Raw genomic sequence first — 18744 nt, 5'->3', positions numbered from 1 at the left:
TCAAATATTTCAAATTAAATTTCCGCGTTGTATGCGTTTACCTCGGTGATTTGAACTAAGTTTAGGCGCTGATTAAGGGAGATTAAATCGTAGAAAATTAACATACTTCGTTCTGAAATATTTGAATAAGTGTGCTTATGATTGGAGAGTCCTCAAACTAGGGAGCTTCTACAAGACTGATTAGCCACTGCAAAGGTAGCGGCGCTCATTGCTATGGTTTGGCAAACTAACCAGACCTCAAGTCTCTATTGTCCTGGCTTCCCAACGAATGCGGCTGTGCACTATCGTTCAATACTGTTTTTCTCTTAGGTACTATCTTGCTCAAAGAGGGGAGACAACGAGATGGAAAATCTTGATTTTGGCGATGGTGGTATTTGTTGTGGGGCCGTGACGTTTCGCCAGTGAATTTGTTAGCGACAACGACAGTGGTAAATGATGGCCTAAGGGCAGCGTTATTTCATGTTTTGGGCGCATCATTGGGCCTATGTTGTTGTCGTTTGGTACAGTACAGATGATGCAAACCTTGGTAGCCATATTGCCGAAGCTTCTAAGAAGTTTAAGATGCAGTTGATTTGGCAGTAGTTTTTTGTTTTACCTTGCTTATCAAATCTTCGCCGCGGCACCAGTGAAAGGGGTTGCTGTCGAGCCAGTAAAGAGCTCAGGCTGGTTAACTGGAAGTTTGACTCAAATAGTCAATCCCAGCTTGGTTGGTAGCAATGTTCGGTGTCAGCTCTTATAAAAGAAAGGCGGTAAAATGAGCAGCATTCGTTGTACTCTTTACTCTCGTGTCATTGTTCGTCTGCGTGATCGGTGTTGGCGTATGGGCGATGATTGGCGGGGTTTATGAATCGACTTGCAAATCCACGAGTTCATCGCCACCTTAATAGATTGATGGCCATAATGTTATGCATCTGTTGTGCTGATCTGGCTCTGAGTGGAGTAGTGGTTGAATGAAGAGAGATAAAAAGTGCGAGCTTCAAGCAGAGTACGATGCTGCCATGGATTGAGCTGCGTGTCGCCAACCAGTCGACGGCATGCGCGGATGCCCACTCTCATGATGAATTTTCCTTCGGCATTATCCATCAAGGCCGGAGCAGATTACCGAAATCGACGCAATACACATCAGATTGGCCAAGGGGATAATGTGACGATTAACCCTGCAGATGTCCATTCCTGTAATCCATATCACGGCACTTGGTCCCGCAGTATGCTGTTTGTTGATGCGTTGGAGATGGGAGAGATCCAGCAGGAAATGACGTCAAATCAACATTATGATTATGTGGCTTTTGGAAGAATGATTCAGAGTTAGTCATCCTGGAATTTGCAATGATACTTGGTACTGTTTTCTGGCGGGTCAGACTGAAGAGGGTCTGTTGTTAGCGCTCAATCTTGCTTGTATGACTTTATTGGAGCTCAGTTTCCAGAATGGAGTCAAAACGATGGCCGCTGATAGGTTTATCGAATCACGGTCCGCGATAATTAATGGATGAACCGAGCCACGCTCACTCTTTTGTGGTGCTGCCAGCACGCGAAGTAGGGATGAGCCGATATCAGCTTTACGTGCTTAAAGGACCACTATGGGTTACCGCCCTATGCCTATCTAATCGATGAGAAGATCAAGCGTGCAATAGAAAGTACGCGCTCAGATCGGGAGCCGATATCGTTGATACGTTTCGCCACCGCCCAGGGTTCTCGATCAGGCGCATTTTCAGCTATCTTAAAAAGAAACTGGCGGTAAATACCTAAGTTTTATCAATCTCACTTTTGTGAGTGAATCCCGCCTGATGTTGAAAAATAATCTCACTGGCTCCGTGCTTATACCCGTCAACGCAAGGGGCATGCAAGCATGAACATCATCAACTGGTACTACCTATCTTGGGCACCACATATTGAACTGGAAGGTTACCAAGGCAAAGTGTCAGTCGGTGAATGCGTGGTAATCAAAGGCCAACACGTTTCACCATTTCCGCGCCACGAAGGTGCAGCGTTTTGTGGTCGCTGATTTGAAACATATTACCTGATAGTTTGCTGGACATGGACGCATTGGTTTTCCGATTTCAGCGCCACTCCGCTTCTATCTGACCTCTGGTCGAATCCTCAGCTTGCATCGAGTCACCCCCCTGCCATTGAAGCTCCTCTATGGTTGATATGTGTTGTCAAGCTATTGGCGGAGCAACATGCTGGGCAGCGACTCTGATCAGTAGAGTCAGAGCGGTGTTACATCATATATTAGAAGATCAGGGAGAGATATAACGGCTGAACATTTGGCAAAAGTCGCCCGTTTGAGGGGACGCAGTTTAAAAATTCTTAAACAATCTACTGCTCATCGTTCTTCAATACGTGACTAAACAAAAGAATGGAAAGCCAAAGCACTCCTGACGCACACGGATATCCTCTGTCCAGCTTATTGTGAGAGAGTCGGGTACAAGGACCTATCCGCTTTTAGTCGTCGTTTTTCATCATCAATTTGACTTTCTCTCGCGCATTAAGAGGCGGATGAAATTGAGTCTGTAAAATCAAATAGAGTAGTCTTTCTGCAAAGTTATGTGTTCATTTATTCATTATTCCCTTCGCCCATCAAAATGATATGACAAAGAGTATAGATATGAATCAGACACTAAAAAGCTCGTCAGGAAGGTTCTCGGAGTTTTGGTCATCCTGTTTGCTTCTTTATTGTGGAACGAACGGTACCGCAGCCACGTATGCGCCTGATATCAGCCCGCTGGCGATTGGCGCTCGATGTAAGCGTTAGTGTCAGGATGGCTCTTGCTTGCCTGCGGTACGATCAGAAAAGACCGACATATACAGGTAACCAATAAACCCTGTTTTATTGCTGGGGGCACTGGTTTTTAGCGGTTTATCATCCTCTTGCGTTCTATAGCTCGATGAGAATGGGGGTGTCGCGATTGGAAACTGTGGTATCTATCGCGAGTGTACCGTTCTTCGCTGCATTGTTGGAATGCCTCGTTTGGCAAAGAAAAGCCAATTGACACTCGCTGGGTGATAGTTGACAGTGGGCGCACTGGCATCGTTTTACTGACTCTTCAGAGACATCAACGTCAATACAAACCGATGTAGAGCAAACCAAATATATAGGGATAGGCAGTTTGGATTGCTTTCAGGGTTCACCTCATGCTACTCTACGCGCATGTAAGTGTGCAAAACGCCCACCATTGAGGACGTGCAAGATTCGAAATCTATGATGGGAGTATATTTGGCTTGAGGTTCACTATTGCTGCTACAATACCTTCATTATTTTTTACTGGTGGTAATTTGTTTGCGACATCTATCCATGCATCCGTCGCCTTGGTATATGGCGTTGGTTCCAAGTTTCTCGGCTATGTCTGCTTTGGTTATGGGTTAACAACGGTAGTCAGCAAGCAAAGCAAGTTTACTAACGCTCGTTTGAGCCTGCCGCGGCCGCTTACTTGCTGTGGCTGTAGGGAGAACACATTGGGCCTTATTGGGGTGGATAGGAATTGGGCTGATCATGGTTTGCTTGTTACTCAATCCTAATGTGCCCAAACATAGAGAGCTCCTAGTTAGTGGCACAAGCCAGTGACACTTTGGAAGTCGGTTGGGCGCCCCAAGGCGTCACCAAGCGCTGATTTCCCCCACCCTGCTTGGGCAAGGCGATGTAAATCCACGCCCGTTTCAATCCCTTCAAACCTTGGGCAAAGGTACACAACATCTTCTGTCATGACGTTACCTGACTCTCCTCGGGTCAGCATAAGTGGCAGCCCCCTAAGCCCGCGACGCTGCTATCGACAACATGGACCCCCATTTGAAGGGCTCTGATATATATTACGAAGCGCTTGCCTCCAAGCATCATGGAAATGAACGGCGACCGATGTGGAGGGCACTCGTTCAAAAACCGCATCGAGCATGTTGGCCACTTTATTGATGTATTCAGAACCAATGGTAATTTGCCAAGAGACACTTCATAGCAAACCAAGTCTCTAATAGTGCTTGGGGCAATATGCGACCTGAGAAGGCCTTCGGCTGGACCATCATCAAGGACAATCGACGATGCAGGACAAGCAACCTCTAAATGGGATGCCTTTGTCTTCTTGCTTCAGCCACCAGGGGCCGGAATCGTCTTTCAAGGCTTCTTCAACAGAAACAGCCAATGTTTTTCTCGACAAAAGTCTTGTGAAGACAGATGTGAATACCGCTACTTCAAGGTCGGCATTGGCTTCCGATAGCCCGCTCAAACCCTCTCATATTTGGAAGTTAGGATAAGCAAGCAGCATACTTCACGTTCGATGCGCTGAGTGGGATTGCTGCCTATGACTTCCAATGAGTCCGCCATTTGTGGCACCCACTTCAGGCGAGACAAACGATCCCCGCTTCGATGTGGGTAAGACCGCAGCAAGAGAGTTGGATTGATCAGCGCGACTTTTGCCTCGGTTGAAACGGCTTGCTCATTTTGCAAACCGTCGCGAGAGACCAACTTCGACTATCTTGACCGACTCTCTGGCAGTAGCGAGGTAGCCCATCATTCACTGCCTCCTTATCATCGCCCAATTTGGGGCCGCTTATCAAAAGAAAGTCTTTTAGACTCTTGCCCTCTGGTCGGATACCCTAACTTTTGCGATTAATTGACTGGGTATATTCAATCAAAGCATCATCAAGCACCTGAGTATCACGACTTTCGATCAGTGCTTTAGTTTGAGTCAGGGGCCGCGGCGCTACATGAGTAGCCACTGATTGACGATAGCAGTGACGGCTTTTTTTCCAGTTGGCTGATTTCGACAGCTTCACGAATTAAAACCAATCTCAACCGCTTTGTTGGCGTCGAAACGTTCAAAGCAGTCAGCATGTAGCGCCTTGACTGGCGAGCACCGATCGTGCGGTTTACATAGGGCCCAATGGTCGCTGGAACTAATCCTAGCTTAACCTCACTGAGGAAGAATAAAGGGCGCTATGGTCAGCAATAGCGACACACAGCAGATTAGCCTGGAGCGCTCCGCCAAACGCGCAAAAGCCATGAACAAACAGCGATAGTTACGTGAGGGAAAAGTCATCCAAGCAATGCATCAACTGAGCAAGTCTTGAAGCATCTTGCTGATTTTCCAGTTCACTTTTAGCTATCATTGACTGCATCCAGCCAAGATCAGCGCCTGCCGAAAAGTAGTTTTCCGTTACCACTTAACACTAAACATCTCACCTCTGAACGCTGAGCCAGGGTGAGTGAATCGATTCTATCAACTGTTCGATGACCCGTGCGCTGAAGGCATTGTGTTTGGTCCGGCCGATTAAGTGACAGAGTGGCAACGCCTAAGTCATCGATGCTGCCAGTAAGATAGCTGTTATCGATTAGATTTGTCATGCTATGCTCCTACATTCTAAAGATACCGAATTGGCTATCGGGCATCGGAGCATAGCTCTCGGCTGCGGTAAGCGCTTGAGCTAAGACATGCCGGGTCTGTTTCGGATCAATGATGCTACCGTCCCAAAGGCGAGCACTCATAGTACGGGTGGCCTTGTTCCTCATACCGATCAACGATAGTTTGGCTGTGAACTGGCCCTCTCTTCCACCTCTCGACCAAGGTTCACCCGGGTGCTCTCAAGACCTCACGCTTGACTTGGGTGAGTACATGTGCGGGTTGAAGCCTCTCCGCCCATTACCGAGATCCGGGCATAGGCCACATCCACATCATCGTTGGCTCCATAAGCTCGCCCACACATGCCGTGGTCTGTCCTCACCCCGTAGATCCGCCACTGGATGATAATGGTGAACTTAGGAACGTCAGCGCACGCCACTGCCATGACGAGTTTGGCGCCATGTTTGGCGATGCCACCTTCTTCAACTTTTTGCCGACCATGAATCCGGTAATGTTCCTCTGTAGGGAACAGCAATGGAACTTTCGCTTCAGCACACAGCGCTGATAAAGTGAGCCCCTTTCGAGCTGATTCCGCAAACAAGATGCCGTTGGTGGCGGACAATACTAATGAGCTTTGCCTTCGATACGAAGTTGCAAAGCCACACACCAGCGTCATGCCGAAGGTAAGGCTTTGAAATTCATCGAAATCGGAATCATCGACAATACGTGCAATCACTTCTCTCACCGTCGAAAGACAAGCGCAAGTCAGCACGACGACGCCATAGATGTCCTCAGCGGGTAGACGCGGTGGCAAAACCTTGTGTGTTTGAGGGATCACAGGCCTCTGGTTGCCGTTAGCCAGTGCTTCTCCTCGCCATATGGAAGCTTGTTGCCTTCACCTTTCCGCGTAGTAGTCTGCTGCCACCCCAGATTTTTACGGCAGTGAACATCCGCGCCGCCGAGTTCCTTCGTCCGTGACGATTTCACCTGTGGCGGCCTTAACCAAAGGGAGCCGCCCCGTTAGGAAAATCGTGCCCTGTTTGTTTACGATGACCGAGTCATCGGCCATGGCAGGAATATAAGCGCCCCCAGCGGGGTACAAGGACCAAGAACTACCGCTATTTGGGGTATGCCCTTGGCGGACATGCGTGCTTGATTAAAGCGAAAATACGCCCGTGAAATGGTCTCTTCTTTGTCTGGAAACACCTCTGCTTGGTGAGGTAAGTCCGCACCGCCCGAGTCGACTCAGATAAAACACAGGGTAAGTGGCAGCGCCCGGCAAATTTCCTGGGCTCTGAGGTGCTTTTTCACCTGTCAGTGGGTAGTAAGTCCCGCCTTAACAGACGGATCGTTGGCAAAGCACCACATACAAGGGTACCCCCTTGATCCTGCTGATACCTGCAACGACACATCGGGCGCAAGGGGGATGGATTGTTCTGTAAACATTCCAGGCCGCGAATTGGCCGATTTCTAAGAAATCTGAACCTTGATTTAGCAGCAGATCAATGCGCTCTCGTACGGGAAAGTTTCAAAGCCTTCTTGCGCCGTCTTTCAACAGCCCTAGCGCCGCCAATTCCTGTTTGGATGGATTCAACATCCGCACTTAAATTTTCGACCAGTCCACTCATCGCTTGCTGATTCTTAGTGAACAGGGGGAGAGTCGGTTTTGATTTTTAGTTTTTATGATTGCCATAACATCCTTGTTAGCGTGACTCTTCAAACAGCTCACGCCCGGATAAGCATCCTGCGAATTTCGAAGTACCCGCACCAATTTCATAGAGTTTGGCGTCTCTTTTTTTTAATAAACGACCCGCAGGGGAATTCATTGATATATCCATTACCGCCTAGCAACTGGATGGCATCCAGTGCTAGCTGTGTGGCTAATTCCGGCACTGTAAAGAATCACGCCTGCGGCGTCTTTTCTTGTTGTTTCACCTCGGTCACAGGCAGCGGCTACGGTATACACATATGCGCGTGCCGCGTTGGCATCGGGCATACATATCCGCCACTCTCTTGGCTTGCACTAGCTGGAATTCACCGATGGATTGACCAAAATTGTTTACGGTCATGAACGTAGGGTACGACAAGGTCGGAGACACGCTTGCAGTATAATACCGAGCGGGCCTGCTGCCAGAACAACGCGCTCCTCATAATCTAGCCACCCATCAAGACTTGACACCTTGATTTACTTCCATCGAGTACGTTTTCAACCGGGACTTTGCAGTTGTTGAAAACCAGTTCACAGGTGTTAGAGCCTCGCATACTGAGTTTGTCGAGCTTTTGAGCGTGGCTGAATCCTGCAAAATCACGTTCGATAATGAAGGCAGTGATACCCCTTGAGGCGGCGCTAGGTCTGTTTTGGCATAAACCACCAGCACATGTGCATCAGGCCATTAGTGATCCACATCTTGGTGCCGTTCAACACATAGTGATCGCCGTGCAAATCAGCTTTGAGCTGCATACTGACAACGTCTGAGCCTGCATTAGGTTCACTCATTGCCAGCGCGCCAATGGGGAGCCGTCGATTAATTTAGGTAGGCATTTCTTTGAACCGCATTTCCGGTGCGAAAAATCTGATTGACGCATAGGTTTGAATGCGCCCCGTAACTCAATGCAATAGAAGCAGAGGCACGGCTAACCCTCTTCCATGGCGACCACGTGTGCCAAATAGCCCATACCTGCGCCACCATATTGTCTCGTCTATGGTCACGCCAAGCAAGCCCATTTCGCCCATTAGTGTCCATAAGTGGTTCGGGAATTGATTATCCTCATCCACTTTGGCCGCGATAGGTGCAATGTGCTCGCGGGCAAAAGCATTGACGTGTTCCCGCAACATATTGACAGACTCATCGAGCCCAAAGTTGAGGGGGGTGTACTGAGATATCATATCGCCTCCGATTCAGCGGTTGTTGCTGGTTACGATCCCTGGCAGATACATGATGTCTCGCGAAGTGCTAGCTGGCTTTAGAGCGCCGTAACGCTTCTTCACATCGCTGACGAGCGGTATTCAAATCGTCAAGAACAATGGTGATGTCCTCAAGTTGGCGTTTGAGTACGGCTTCTTTTTCGTCAATGATTTTGAGCATCTTGATCAACCGGGTATCTATTTGATTCGTGTCGTAAAGCTCTAACAAGTCGCGTATCTCGGCCAAGGAAAACCAAGTCGCTTGCCTCGCAAAATCAACTTGAGACGAACCCCGTCTCTGCGCTGATAAATCCGGCATACTGCCTTGCGGTCAGGGCTGAATTAGGCCCATATCTTCGTAAAAGCGGATACTTCTTGTAGTGATATCAAACTCTTTAGCGAGCTCGCTGATTTTGTATGTTTCCACCAGATGAAACTCCCAACTGCTAGGTATTAGACAATCACACTTTCCACTACGACGGTAAAAAGATTTTACAGGTTGTGAATGTGTTTCTTTACGTTAACGTAAATGTTAGTGCTATGCTTACGTAAACGTCAAGAAAATAACCATGCAAAAACAAAATGGCTTTAAAAAGTGAAAGTGGCATCGGAATTGAGCCGCTTTGTCGTCGCTGAATGAATAAAGCCGTCACTCAACAATCTTTGAGGAGCAGGCAATGCAAGAGAAAGAGATTTGGATAGTTGCAGCAAAGAGAACGCCAATGGGGCGTTTTCAAGGGATGCTTCCTGAATATTCTTCCCCAAGCTAGGGGGCGGTCATGATTAAAGCGGCAATGAAAGAACAATCTTTATCGCCAGATTCAGTTGACGAAGTGTATATGGGATGTGTAGTTACCTCGCAGGCTGTGGGCAAGCCCCCGCCAGACAAGCGGCTCTGGGAGCAGACTTATCGACATCGGTGGGTTGTACCACGATCAACAAGGTGTGTGGCTCAGGTATGAAAGCGGTGATGTTGGCCCACGATCTGATCCAAGCTGGTAGTGCCAATTGCATTGTAGCTGGCGGCATGGAGAGCATGACTAATGCGCCGTACCTACTGAAAGAGTCACGCCCCGGCATGCGAATGGGACACAAATCGACCTACGACCATATGTTCCTTCGATGGCTTACAGGATGCGTACGAAGGTGAGCTCATGGGTGTCTTCGGCCAACAAACCGCTGATAAACTTGAATTTACTCCCAGAACAAATGGATGAATGGGCCACTTTATCGGTTAACCGAGCTGACTGAAGCGCAGCAGCAGGCGTTATTTGCCGACGAAATTGTGCCTGTTGCCCTAAAAAAGCGCCACCTCTTTGATTATGACGAGCAACCGCGCTCAATAAAGCCCGAAAAATCCCCCAGCTTAAGCCAGCATTTGCTAAAGAGGGCTCTATTACCGCAGCCAACTCCAGCGCAATATCCGATGGGGCTGCCGCTCTTGTGGTGATGGATGCGCAAACGGCCAAGCAACAGGGTCTGAGAACCACTGGCCATTATCAAAGGTCATGCAACGCATGCCCGCATATTCCTGCTGAATTTACAATAGCACCAGTTTATGCGATTGAGCAGCTTCTATCGCAGCTAGATTGGGCGGTAGACGAAGTGGATTTATGGGAATCAACGAAGCCTTCGCTGTGGTAACGCAGATCGCGGTGAAACAGCTTGGCCCGGATAGCGAGAAGGTCAATGTAAAAGGCGGGGCGTGCGCATTAGGTCATCCGATTGGCGCAAGCGGTGCAAGGATTCTTGTCACGCTGATCCATAGCCTACGTCAGTTACAGGCTCTGGGTACAGATGGAAATCACAACAAAAACGCGTGGTGCGAGGTGTTGCATCACTCTGTATTGGTGGCGGTGAAGCAACCGCAATGGGTATTGAGATCCCACTATAAAAGAAAAGGACATCATTATGATTCAGTCAGTTCCCTTATTTATTGGCGGTGAGTTCTGCCAGTCACAGACCAATGAATGGGTTGAGGTGACCAACCCGGCAACCAGTGAAGTGATTGCCAAGCTTCCTTGTGCGACCGAGCAGGAAATGGAACAAGCGGTGCAGAACGCCGCTGAAGTGTTTAAGTCTTGGAAGGAAGTGTCAGTGTCTGAGCGAGCCCGTGTGATGCTACGTTATCAGCACTTACTTAAAGAGCACCACGATGAGCTAGCCGAATTGATTTCGAAAGAGACCGGCAAAATTACCATCGATGCAAAAGGGGGATGTGTGGCGCGGCATTGAGGTCGTAGAGCAAGCCGCGAATATCGCCAGCAATATGATGGGTGAAACGGTAGAAAATGTGGCAACAGAAATCGACACTTACTCTATGATTCAGCCGTTAGGTGTGCTGTGGCATTACGCCATTTAACTTCCCTGCGATGATTCCACTGTGGATGTTCCCGCTTGCGATTGCCGCAGGTAATACCTTCGTGCTCAAACCTTCAGAGCAGGTACCTTTAACAGCGATGCGTTTGGCGGAGTTGTTTGAACAGGCTGGCGCACCAAAGGGTGTTCTTCAGGTTGTTCATGGTCGCAAGAATCAGGTCGACAAACTACTGGTTCACCCCTTTGATTCGTGCCGTGTCATTCGTCGGTCTTGTGCCGGTTGCTCAGTACATTTATCAGACGGGTACCAACTTCAACAAACGTGGCAGGCATTCGCTGGTGCAAAGAACCATATGGTTGTGATGCCAGATGCCAATAAAGCACAGGTGATCAACAACTTGGTCGGCAGCTCTGTTGGCGCTGCAGGTCAACGCTGTATGGCAATCTCTGTTGCCGTATTTGTTGGTGAGTCAAAACATTGGATCGACGACCTCAAGACAGAAATGGCGAAGATGACTCCGGGCGCATGGGATGATGGTAATGCAGCGTATGGGCCATTGATCAGCAAAGAAGCTAAGCATCGTGTTGTGAGTCTGATTGAAGAAGGCAAGGCGCAAGGGGCAGTGTGTGGAGTTAGACGGAACTCAGTGTCATGTTGCTGGAATGCCAGAGGGCAACTGGCTTGGCCCAACCTTGTTTACCGGTGTCACTACTGATATGTCAATCTATGAGCAGGAAATCTTCGGCCCTGTATTAGTTTGCTTACAAGTCGATACGTTGGAAGAGGCGATTGAACTGATTAACAACAACCCCTATGGCAACGGAACGTCGATTTTCACCGCAAATGGTGCAGCAGCACGTAAATACCAACATGAAATTCAGGTCGGTCAGGTGGGGATCAATGTGCCGATTCCTGTGCCATTGCCATTCTTTTCATTTACAGGTTGGCGTGGCAGTTTCTATGGCGATTTACATGCCTATGGTAAACAAGCGGTGCGTTTCTATACCGAAACTAAAACGATTACGTCACGCTGGTTTGATGATGATATCCCAACAGGGCCAAACCTAACCATTCAACTGCGATAACGGGAGGACAAATGGATTTTGAACTGAATGAAGACCAACGTGCGTTTGCAGAAACTGCTCAACAGTTTGCCATGGATGAGTTAGCGCCGATGGCTGCCGAATGGGATGAAAAACAGCTATTTCCAAAAGACGTACTTAAAGCAGCGGGTGAATTAGGTTTCCTCAGCTTGTATACACCAGAAGAACAGGGGGCTTGCAACTGAGCCGCCTTGATTCCTCAATCATCTTCGAGCAACTGGCAATGGGTTGTACGTCTACCACGGCATTCATGACCATCCACAATATGGTAACTTGGATGATTGCCAGTTTTGCCACTGAAGAAGCGAAACAAGAGTTTTGCCCAAAGCTAATCACGGGTGATTGGCTTGGTTCATATTGTTTGACCGAGCCGAACGCAGGCGTCCGATGCCGCTTCATTGACAACCTCAGCGAAAAAGCAGGGCGACCAGTACGTTATCAATGGTGGCAAAACCTTTATCTCCGGTGCAGGTGATACAGAAGTACTCGTGGTGATGGCACGCACAGGCGACCGCTCAGCCAAAGGTATTTCAGCTTTTGTCGTTCCGGCAGATGCAGACGGCATCAGCTATGGGCGAAAAGAGCCGAAAATGGGGTGGAACAGTCAGCCAACACGCGCCATTACGTTTGATAACGTTGTGGTTCCTGAAAAGTACTTGTTAGGGAAAGAAGGGGAAGGCTTTACTTTCGCCATGAAAGGGCTGGATGGAGGACGTATCAATATTGCGACCTGCTCCATCGGTACCAGCAGCAGGCGCTGAATGAGGCGATGCAATACGTCAAAGAGCGCAAACAGTTTGGTAAAGAACTGGCTCAGTTTCAGGGGCTACAGTTTCGGTTAGCCGATATGGTCACTGAGCTCGTTGCGGCCAGACAAATGGTGCGCCTCGCCGCGAGCAAATTGGACAATCAGGACCCAGAAGCCACGGCATATTGTGCGATGGCGAAACGATTTGCTACCGATGTCGGTTTTAAGATTTGTGATCAGGCACTGCAGTTATACGGTGGCTACGGCTATATCAAAGAGTATCCGATGGAGCGTCATTTCCGTGATGTGCGTGTTCACCAAATCCTGGAAGGTACCAATGAAATCATGCGATTGATCATCGCACGTCGCATGCTAGCTGAAGGCGCTCAAATACTCTAATCGAAAGGGATGCTCAACAATGAATCATTCAGAAGGAAGTACTATTCAACATACGATTCGCAACCATGTGGCTATCGTGACCATGAACAACCCTCCGGCGAATACATGGACAGCACAAAGTTTGGCGCAATTGAAACAACTTGTCTTAGATCTCAATGACGATAAAGACGTTTACGCCCTAGTCATTACCGGGCAGGGTGAGAAGTTCTTCTCCGCCGGCGCTGATCTTAAAGTGTTTGCTGATGGCGACAAATCCGTCGCGGTGGATATGTCCCGCTTGTTTGGTGAGGCATTTGAAACCCTATCTGCATTCCGAGGTGTTTCTATTGCTGCTATTAACGGCTACGCGATGGGGGCGGTCTTGAAGTGGCATTAGCTTGCGACATTCGAATTGCTGAAGAGCAGGCGGTGATGGCGCTGCCGGAAGCCAAAGTCGGCCTGTTGCCTTGTGTGGGTGGAACGCAAAACTTGACGGCGTTGGTCGGAGAAGGGTGGGCGAAACGCGTCATATTATAGCGGTGAACAGCTTGATGCGGCGAAAGCGCTCAACATAAAGCTGGTGGAAGAAGTGGTAAGCAAAGGAAACGCTCTTGATGCCGCCATTAGCCTTGCAGAAATGGTAGCAAATCAATCGCCATCTTCGGTCACGGCTTGTAAGTCATTGATACAAAATACGAGGACGAGTCCACTAGCTCACGGTTTGATCAAGGAACGTGAACTGTTTATTCAGTTGTTCGACACTCAAGATCAAACCGAAGGTGTCAATGCGTTCCTAGAAAAACGTCAACCTCAATGGAAAAATAGCTAGGAGGCAATATGACAGCAACCGTTTATTTCAAGGAGCGACTTTGCCAAGATGGGAGTACCAAGATAGGTGTAGCAACGCTTGACAATGCGCCTTCACTCAATGCTTTGACTTATGACATGTTAGCCTTGCTCAAACAGAAACTGGAAAGCTGGCAAGCCGACGACAGTGTTGTTTGCGTTTTGCTGGAAGGGCAAGGTGAGAAAGCGTTTTGTGCTGGTGGTGATGTACGCACCATGCACGACGTAATGCGAGATAAATCCAGTCAAGACATCGAAGCGTTCTGTACCACTTTTTTCAAACTTGAGTACCAATGTGACTATCTGATCCACACCTTCACTAAACCAATTATTGCTTGGGGTGAAGGAATCATCATGGGTGGAGGAATGGGCTTGTATATGGGCTGTAGCCACAAGGTGGTGACGCCAACTACGCGTTTGGCCATGCCCGAAGTGAGTATCGGCCTTTATCCGGATGTCGGCGCCACTTGGTTTCTTAACCGGCTTGAACCTGGTGTGGGGTTATTCCTTGGTTTAACGGGAGTGATGATTAACGGTAGTGATGCGCTTGATGTCAACTTAGCTGACCATATGGTGCTCTCACAAGAGAAAGAGTCGCTGATTGAGCGCTTGTTATCTCTACATTGGCACGACAAAGAGGACGCTTATGACGCTGTGACAGACTTGCTGATTGAATTTGGTGATAACGTTAATGGTCATAGGCCAGACCCACAAATGTTGCCTTTCATGCAAGACATCCAACGTGCATGCAGCGCAAGTACTGTTGTCGAGGTAAGTAACAACATTCTGGCGCTGAAAGGGCAAAGTAAGTGGCTCGATATTGCGAAAAGCAATCATGCTTCCGGTAGCCCGATCACATCCCATATTTGTTTCAGGCAACTCAATCAATACAAAGATCTGTCATTAGCGGATTGTTTTCGTCTTGAATTGAATCTCTCGGTACGTTCGGGGCTGCTAGGAGAATTTCGCGAGGGCGTCAGGGCTAGGTTGATTGATAAGGACGGCGAACCTAAATGGCAGTTCAGTCGTGTCGATAATGTTGATGAAGCGGTTATTGATACCTTGTTCACATCACTTTGGGATGAAAAATTACATCCACTGGCAAAAACTGGGCCACTACTAAGCTCTCAGAGCAGGGAAAGAAGGAATTTATTCAATGAGTACCATAGCGTTTATAGGTTTAGGTAATATGGGCGGCCCAATGGCCGAAAACTTGCTGGCTGCTGGCTTGAAAGTACAGGTATTTGATTTGATGCCGCAAGCTGTCAGGAAATTGGAGTCTGCTGGCGCGGTTGCTGCGCCCACCGTGGAGGATGCCGTGAAAGGCGCAGATACGGTAGTAACCATGTTACCGGCGGGCGAGCATGTCCGAGCGATTTATCTTGGCGACCATAGCGGTGGTGTTGGCTTGTTAAACATGGTTGAAGATGGCACTTTTCTTATTGATTCTTCGACGATTGACCCTGAGTCGGCACGCATTGTTGCCCAGTGCGCGGCAGAAAAGGTCTCGACTTTGTGGATGCCCCTGTCTCTGGTGGTGTAGCAGGAGCACAAGCGGGTACGCTGACTTTTATTGTCGGAGGCTCGGATACCGCTTTCGTAAAAGCAGAGTCTGTACTTAAACATATGGGTAAAAACATCTTCCATGCCGGTAAAGCGGGTGATGGTCAGATGGGAAAAATATGTAACAACTTAATGCTCGGTATTCTCATGTCAGGGACATGCGAAGCACTGAACTTGGGCATAGATAATGGGCTGGACCCTAAAGTACTTTCCAACATCATGCTGCAAAGCTCTGGCCGTAACTGGGCGCTTGAGCTATACAATCCTTGTCCGGGGGTAATGGAAACCGCACCGGCTAGCAACGAATTTAAGCCAGGGTTTATGAGTAAACTGATGTTGAAAGATCTCGGGCTTGGCTTAGATACGGCTGCAAAGAGTCAATCTTCGGTCCCAATGGGCGCTTTAGCACGAAATCTTTATGCTTTTCACAACGCAAATGGCAATGAAGAGCTAGACTTTTCAAGTTTGTTCGAGTTTTATCAATCTAAAAAGTAACGGAGTTTGCAAATGGATCTAAAACAGAGCGTGATAGCGATTACAGGTGCAGGTCAAGGCCTAGGTCAGATGATGGCGATTACATTAGCGCAGGCTGGTGCTGAGCTTGCCCTGCTTGATGTTAACGAAGAAGCCCTGATGGATACCAAAGAACAATGCAATATGCTCGGGGTCAAAGCATTAACATACAAAGCTAATGTGACAGACGAACACGAAGTGGAGCAAGTCTTTAGTAACATTGTCGCGGATTTTGGTCAGTTGGATGGACTTATTAATAACGCTGGTATTCTGCGAGACGGTTTACTAGTTAAAGTCAGAGATGGAGAGCTGACTAAAATGTCGCTGGAGCAATTTAGCTCCGTGATTGATGTCAATCTTACTGGGACGTTTTTATGTGGCCGAGAGGCCGCAGTTCAGATGATCAATACCAAGCGAAAAGGTGTCATTATCAACATTTCCAGTGTTGCTCGTGCGGGAAATATTGGTCAAACAAACTATGCGGCATCGAAAGCAGCAGTCGCGACGCTAGCGGCAACTTGGGGTAAGGAGCTAGCACGTTATGGTATTCGAGCAGCCGCTATTGCGCCGGGTGTGATTGAGACCTCAATGACAGGGGCAATGAAGCCAGAAGCTCGTGAGAGGCTAGAAAAAATGGTGCCTGTAGGCCGCATGGGCGATGCCAAAGGAAATTGCCAATACCGCTAAATTTATCTTTGAGAATGACTACGTGAATGCGCGTGTATTGGAAATCGATGGCGGGATATTTATGTAACGTTAAGCTTTGAAACGTAAAAAGGCACGTGATTCACGTGCCTTTTTGTCGAGAAATGCGTTATTTGAACTCAAATTTGCCTTTCATGATTGCCCAGTGTCCGGGGAAAGAGCAGAAGAAAGTGTAGTCACCCCCTGGCTTCATCTTTTCTGTACTAAACGTTACTGACGTACTTTCACCACCACCTATGATTTTGGTGAACGCGTAGACTCTTGGGTCGTCCGGTTTGACGTAGTTGTTTGCTAGGCCAGCAGACATGCCCTCTGTGCCTACCGCTTGGACATTGGCTGTGTCAGCAATAACGACGTTGTGGCCCATAGAAGTTGCTGCTAGCTTACCTGTATGGTTTAAAGTCAGAGTGACTTCCTTACAACTCGAAGGGACGCTGATGCTATCCGTCGAAAACTTCATCATATCGTTTGCATCAACAGATACAGAACATTCTGCCCCAGCCTGAGCTCCGAAACTGATTGCGCTAAGCACCACTGCAAGCGTACCAACACTACGTTTAATCATACTTATTCCTCACGGTTTGTAGTTGAGAGATATTCTCATATACGTTAGAAATACAAACTTTGATCACTTTCACTAAGTGCTGAATTTTTGTCGATAACCAGTTACATATTCTGATAATTGGGACCGCCACCACCTTCTGGCGGTAGCCAAGTGATATTTTGCGAAGGATCTTTTTATATCGCAGGTTTTGCAATGGAGACAATTGGCGGCATTTATCTGCAACTTGGGCGCATTATCAAGGGTCACAATCTCGTAAACACCCGCTGGGCAGTAACGTTGACTCGGTTCATCATAGAGAGGGAGGTGATTCTTAATCGGAATGCTGTCATTGTTAATGATAAGGTGACAGGGCTGGTTCTCTTCATGCTGTGTCCCAGAGAGGTAAACAGAAGAAGGTTTATCAAAGCTCAACTTTCCATCAGGCTTAGGGTAATCAATCGCGTTGCATTGCGAGATTTCCTTCATGGAAAGGTGATCAGCCTTCGGGTCTGATATCGTCCATGGTACCCCTTGTTAAACAGAGGCTGCCAGATATTTTGTTCGAACGTTGCGAGTGCACCTCCTAGCACGGCACCGTATTTATGGATTGAAGACGCAAAATTGCGGCTTTGTTTCAGTTCCTCATAGAGCCATGATGATTCGAACAGACTCTGGTAATCTGGTTCCTGCTGGGTCTCACTTGCCTCAAGGGCCGAGAATATGGCTTCTGCGGCAAGCATACCTGATTTCATTGCAGTGTGACTGCCTTTAATTTTTCCTGAATTTAGCGTGCCTGCGTCACACCCAATCAACAGCCCGCCCGGGAACTGCTGTTTAGGTAATGAGTCAAAGCCGCCTTTAGCGATAGCTCTAGCGCCATAGGAAATCCGTTCACCGTCTTCGAGATATTGTTTAATCGCAGGGTGGTGCTTAAAACGTTGAAACTCATCAAATGGGCTGAGGTAAGGGTTCGAATAGTTCAAATCAATGATCAGCCCGACAACAACTTGATGATTTTCTAGATGGTAAAGGAAACTGCCGCCACTAGAATCTGATTCGTTTAGAGGCCAGCCAGCACCGTGGAGGACACTGCCTGCTTGATGGATTGCGCTGTCTTCGGGCAGCTGCCAGATTTCTTTCAATCCAAGTGCATAGTGTTGTGGCTGGCGACCTTCATTTAGATTGAATTTGTCGATCAATTGTTTACCGAGATGGCCACGTGCGCCCTCAGCAAAGACGGTATATTTGGCTTTTAACTCAATGCCTGCCTCGAAGGTGGGCTTTTTGCTCACCGGCTTTATCCAGCCCCATATCTGATGTGTTGATGCCGGTCACCGCTCCAGATTGATCATAATTGATACTCGCGGCCGCAAAGCCAGGATAGACTTCAATCTCTAGCTCTTCTGCTTTTTGTCCGAGCCAACGGCATAGATTAGACAGACTGATGACATGATTGTCTGAGCTGTTGTGCATCAGTTTGGGCGTTGCAAATGCAGGCATTTTTATGTGATTGCTTGCTGTCGTCATGTATATGAACTCGTCATGAGTGACCGGGTTGTTGACCGGTGCGCCAAGAGATTTCCAGTCTGGGAAAAGTTCATCCAGTGCTCTCGTTTCGAATACGGCCCCTGAGAGTATATGTGCACCGACTTCAGCCCCTTTTTCAACAACACAGATTGATAGAGGTAATTGTTTGATTTTGCTGAGCTGGGCAAGTTTGATTGCGGTGGATAACCCCGCAGGGCCCGCTCCAACGACGACGACATCAAACTCCATACATTCTCTTTCCATG

At 48.2% G+C, this 18744-nt stretch carries 2 protein-coding genes and 16 pseudogenes; 10 read left to right on the top strand and 8 right to left on the bottom strand.

The window, feature by feature from the left end:
* Positions 1 to 903: 903 nt before the first annotated feature.
* Positions 904 to 1056: a hypothetical protein gene (locus KW548_24840; protein ID QXX09528.1), complete on the bottom strand. Its 153-nt coding sequence runs from the start codon at positions 1054 to 1056 to the stop codon at positions 904 to 906.
* Between KW548_24840 and KW548_24835 the strand changes: the two are divergent.
* The 3 pseudogenes from KW548_24835 (at position 991) to KW548_24825 (ending at position 3562) form a co-directional block, all read left to right on the top strand.
* Positions 991 to 1774: pseudogene (locus KW548_24835) on the top strand (AraC family ligand binding domain-containing protein). The gene KW548_24840 and the pseudogene KW548_24835 sit on opposite strands and share 66 nt — an antisense overlap.
* A 10-nt stretch (positions 1775 to 1784) precedes the next feature.
* Positions 1785 to 2471: pseudogene (locus KW548_24830) on the top strand (AraC family transcriptional regulator).
* Positions 2472 to 2649: 178 nt separating this feature from the next.
* A pseudogene (locus KW548_24825) lies at positions 2650 to 3562 on the top strand (DMT family transporter).
* Here the strand turns inward: KW548_24825 and KW548_24820 are convergent.
* The 5 pseudogenes from KW548_24820 to KW548_24800 all read right to left on the bottom strand — a co-directional run bounded on the left by KW548_24820 (position 3539) and on the right by KW548_24800 (position 8659).
* Positions 3539 to 4483: pseudogene (locus KW548_24820) on the bottom strand (hydroxymethylglutaryl-CoA lyase). The pseudogenes KW548_24825 and KW548_24820 overlap by 24 nt on opposite strands.
* 73 nt (positions 4484 to 4556) lie before the next feature.
* Positions 4557 to 5332, bottom strand: a pseudogene (locus KW548_24815) (enoyl-CoA hydratase/isomerase family protein).
* A 9-nt stretch (positions 5333 to 5341) separates the two neighbouring features.
* Positions 5342 to 6955: pseudogene (locus KW548_24810) on the bottom strand (methylcrotonoyl-CoA carboxylase).
* Between the two features lie 75 nt (positions 6956 to 7030).
* A pseudogene (locus KW548_24805) lies at positions 7031 to 8214 on the bottom strand (acyl-CoA dehydrogenase family protein).
* A 67-nt stretch (positions 8215 to 8281) separates the two neighbouring features.
* Positions 8282 to 8659: pseudogene (locus KW548_24800) on the bottom strand (MerR family DNA-binding transcriptional regulator).
* A gap of 250 nt (positions 8660 to 8909) precedes the next feature.
* Here KW548_24800 and KW548_24795 point away from each other — a divergent pair.
* From KW548_24795 to KW548_24765, 7 pseudogenes are all read left to right on the top strand, one after another.
* Positions 8910 to 10126: pseudogene (locus KW548_24795) on the top strand (acetyl-CoA C-acyltransferase).
* Positions 10127 to 10143: 17 nt separating this feature from the next.
* Positions 10144 to 11637, top strand: a pseudogene (locus KW548_24790) (CoA-acylating methylmalonate-semialdehyde dehydrogenase).
* 11 nt (positions 11638 to 11648) lie between these two features.
* Positions 11649 to 12802 (top strand): annotated as a pseudogene (locus tag KW548_24785) (acyl-CoA dehydrogenase family protein).
* Positions 12803 to 12821: 19 nt separating this feature from the next.
* Positions 12822 to 13610, top strand: a pseudogene (locus KW548_24780) (enoyl-CoA hydratase).
* Positions 13611 to 13618: 8 nt separating this feature from the next.
* Positions 13619 to 14740 (top strand): annotated as a pseudogene (locus tag KW548_24775) (enoyl-CoA hydratase/isomerase family protein).
* 43 nt (positions 14741 to 14783) lie between these two features.
* Positions 14784 to 15685 (top strand): annotated as a pseudogene (mmsB, locus tag KW548_24770) (3-hydroxyisobutyrate dehydrogenase).
* Between the two features lie 12 nt (positions 15686 to 15697).
* Positions 15698 to 16457 (top strand): annotated as a pseudogene (locus KW548_24765) (SDR family oxidoreductase).
* A 60-nt stretch (positions 16458 to 16517) separates the two neighbouring features.
* Here KW548_24765 and azu read toward each other — a convergent pair.
* Both azu and KW548_24755 read right to left on the bottom strand, forming a co-directional pair.
* The gene (gene azu / locus KW548_24760; GenBank protein QXX08764.1) at positions 16518 to 16973 is read right to left on the bottom strand and encodes an azurin; all 456 of its coding nucleotides are present in this window, start codon (positions 16971 to 16973) and stop codon (positions 16518 to 16520) included.
* Positions 16974 to 17074: 101 nt separating this feature from the next.
* Positions 17075 to 18743, bottom strand: a pseudogene (locus KW548_24755) (electron transfer flavoprotein-ubiquinone oxidoreductase).
* Between the last annotated feature and the right edge of the window lies 1 nt (position 18744).

Origin of the sequence: Vibrio neptunius (genome assembly GCA_019339365.1) — a bacterium.
GTDB lineage: Bacteria > Pseudomonadota > Gammaproteobacteria > Enterobacterales > Vibrionaceae > Vibrio > Vibrio neptunius.
The sequence above is the reverse complement of the archived record's forward strand: the minus strand, read 5'-3'. Positions and strand labels throughout refer to the sequence as shown.

Coding starts and splice junctions, on each gene's coding strand:
- KW548_24840 (QXX09528.1), bottom strand. CDS start 1,056: ATGAGAGTGGGCATCCGCGCATGCCGTCGACTGGTTGGCGACACGCAG.
- azu (QXX08764.1), bottom strand. CDS start 16,973: ATGATTAAACGTAGTGTTGGTACGCTTGCAGTGGTGCTTAGCGCAATC.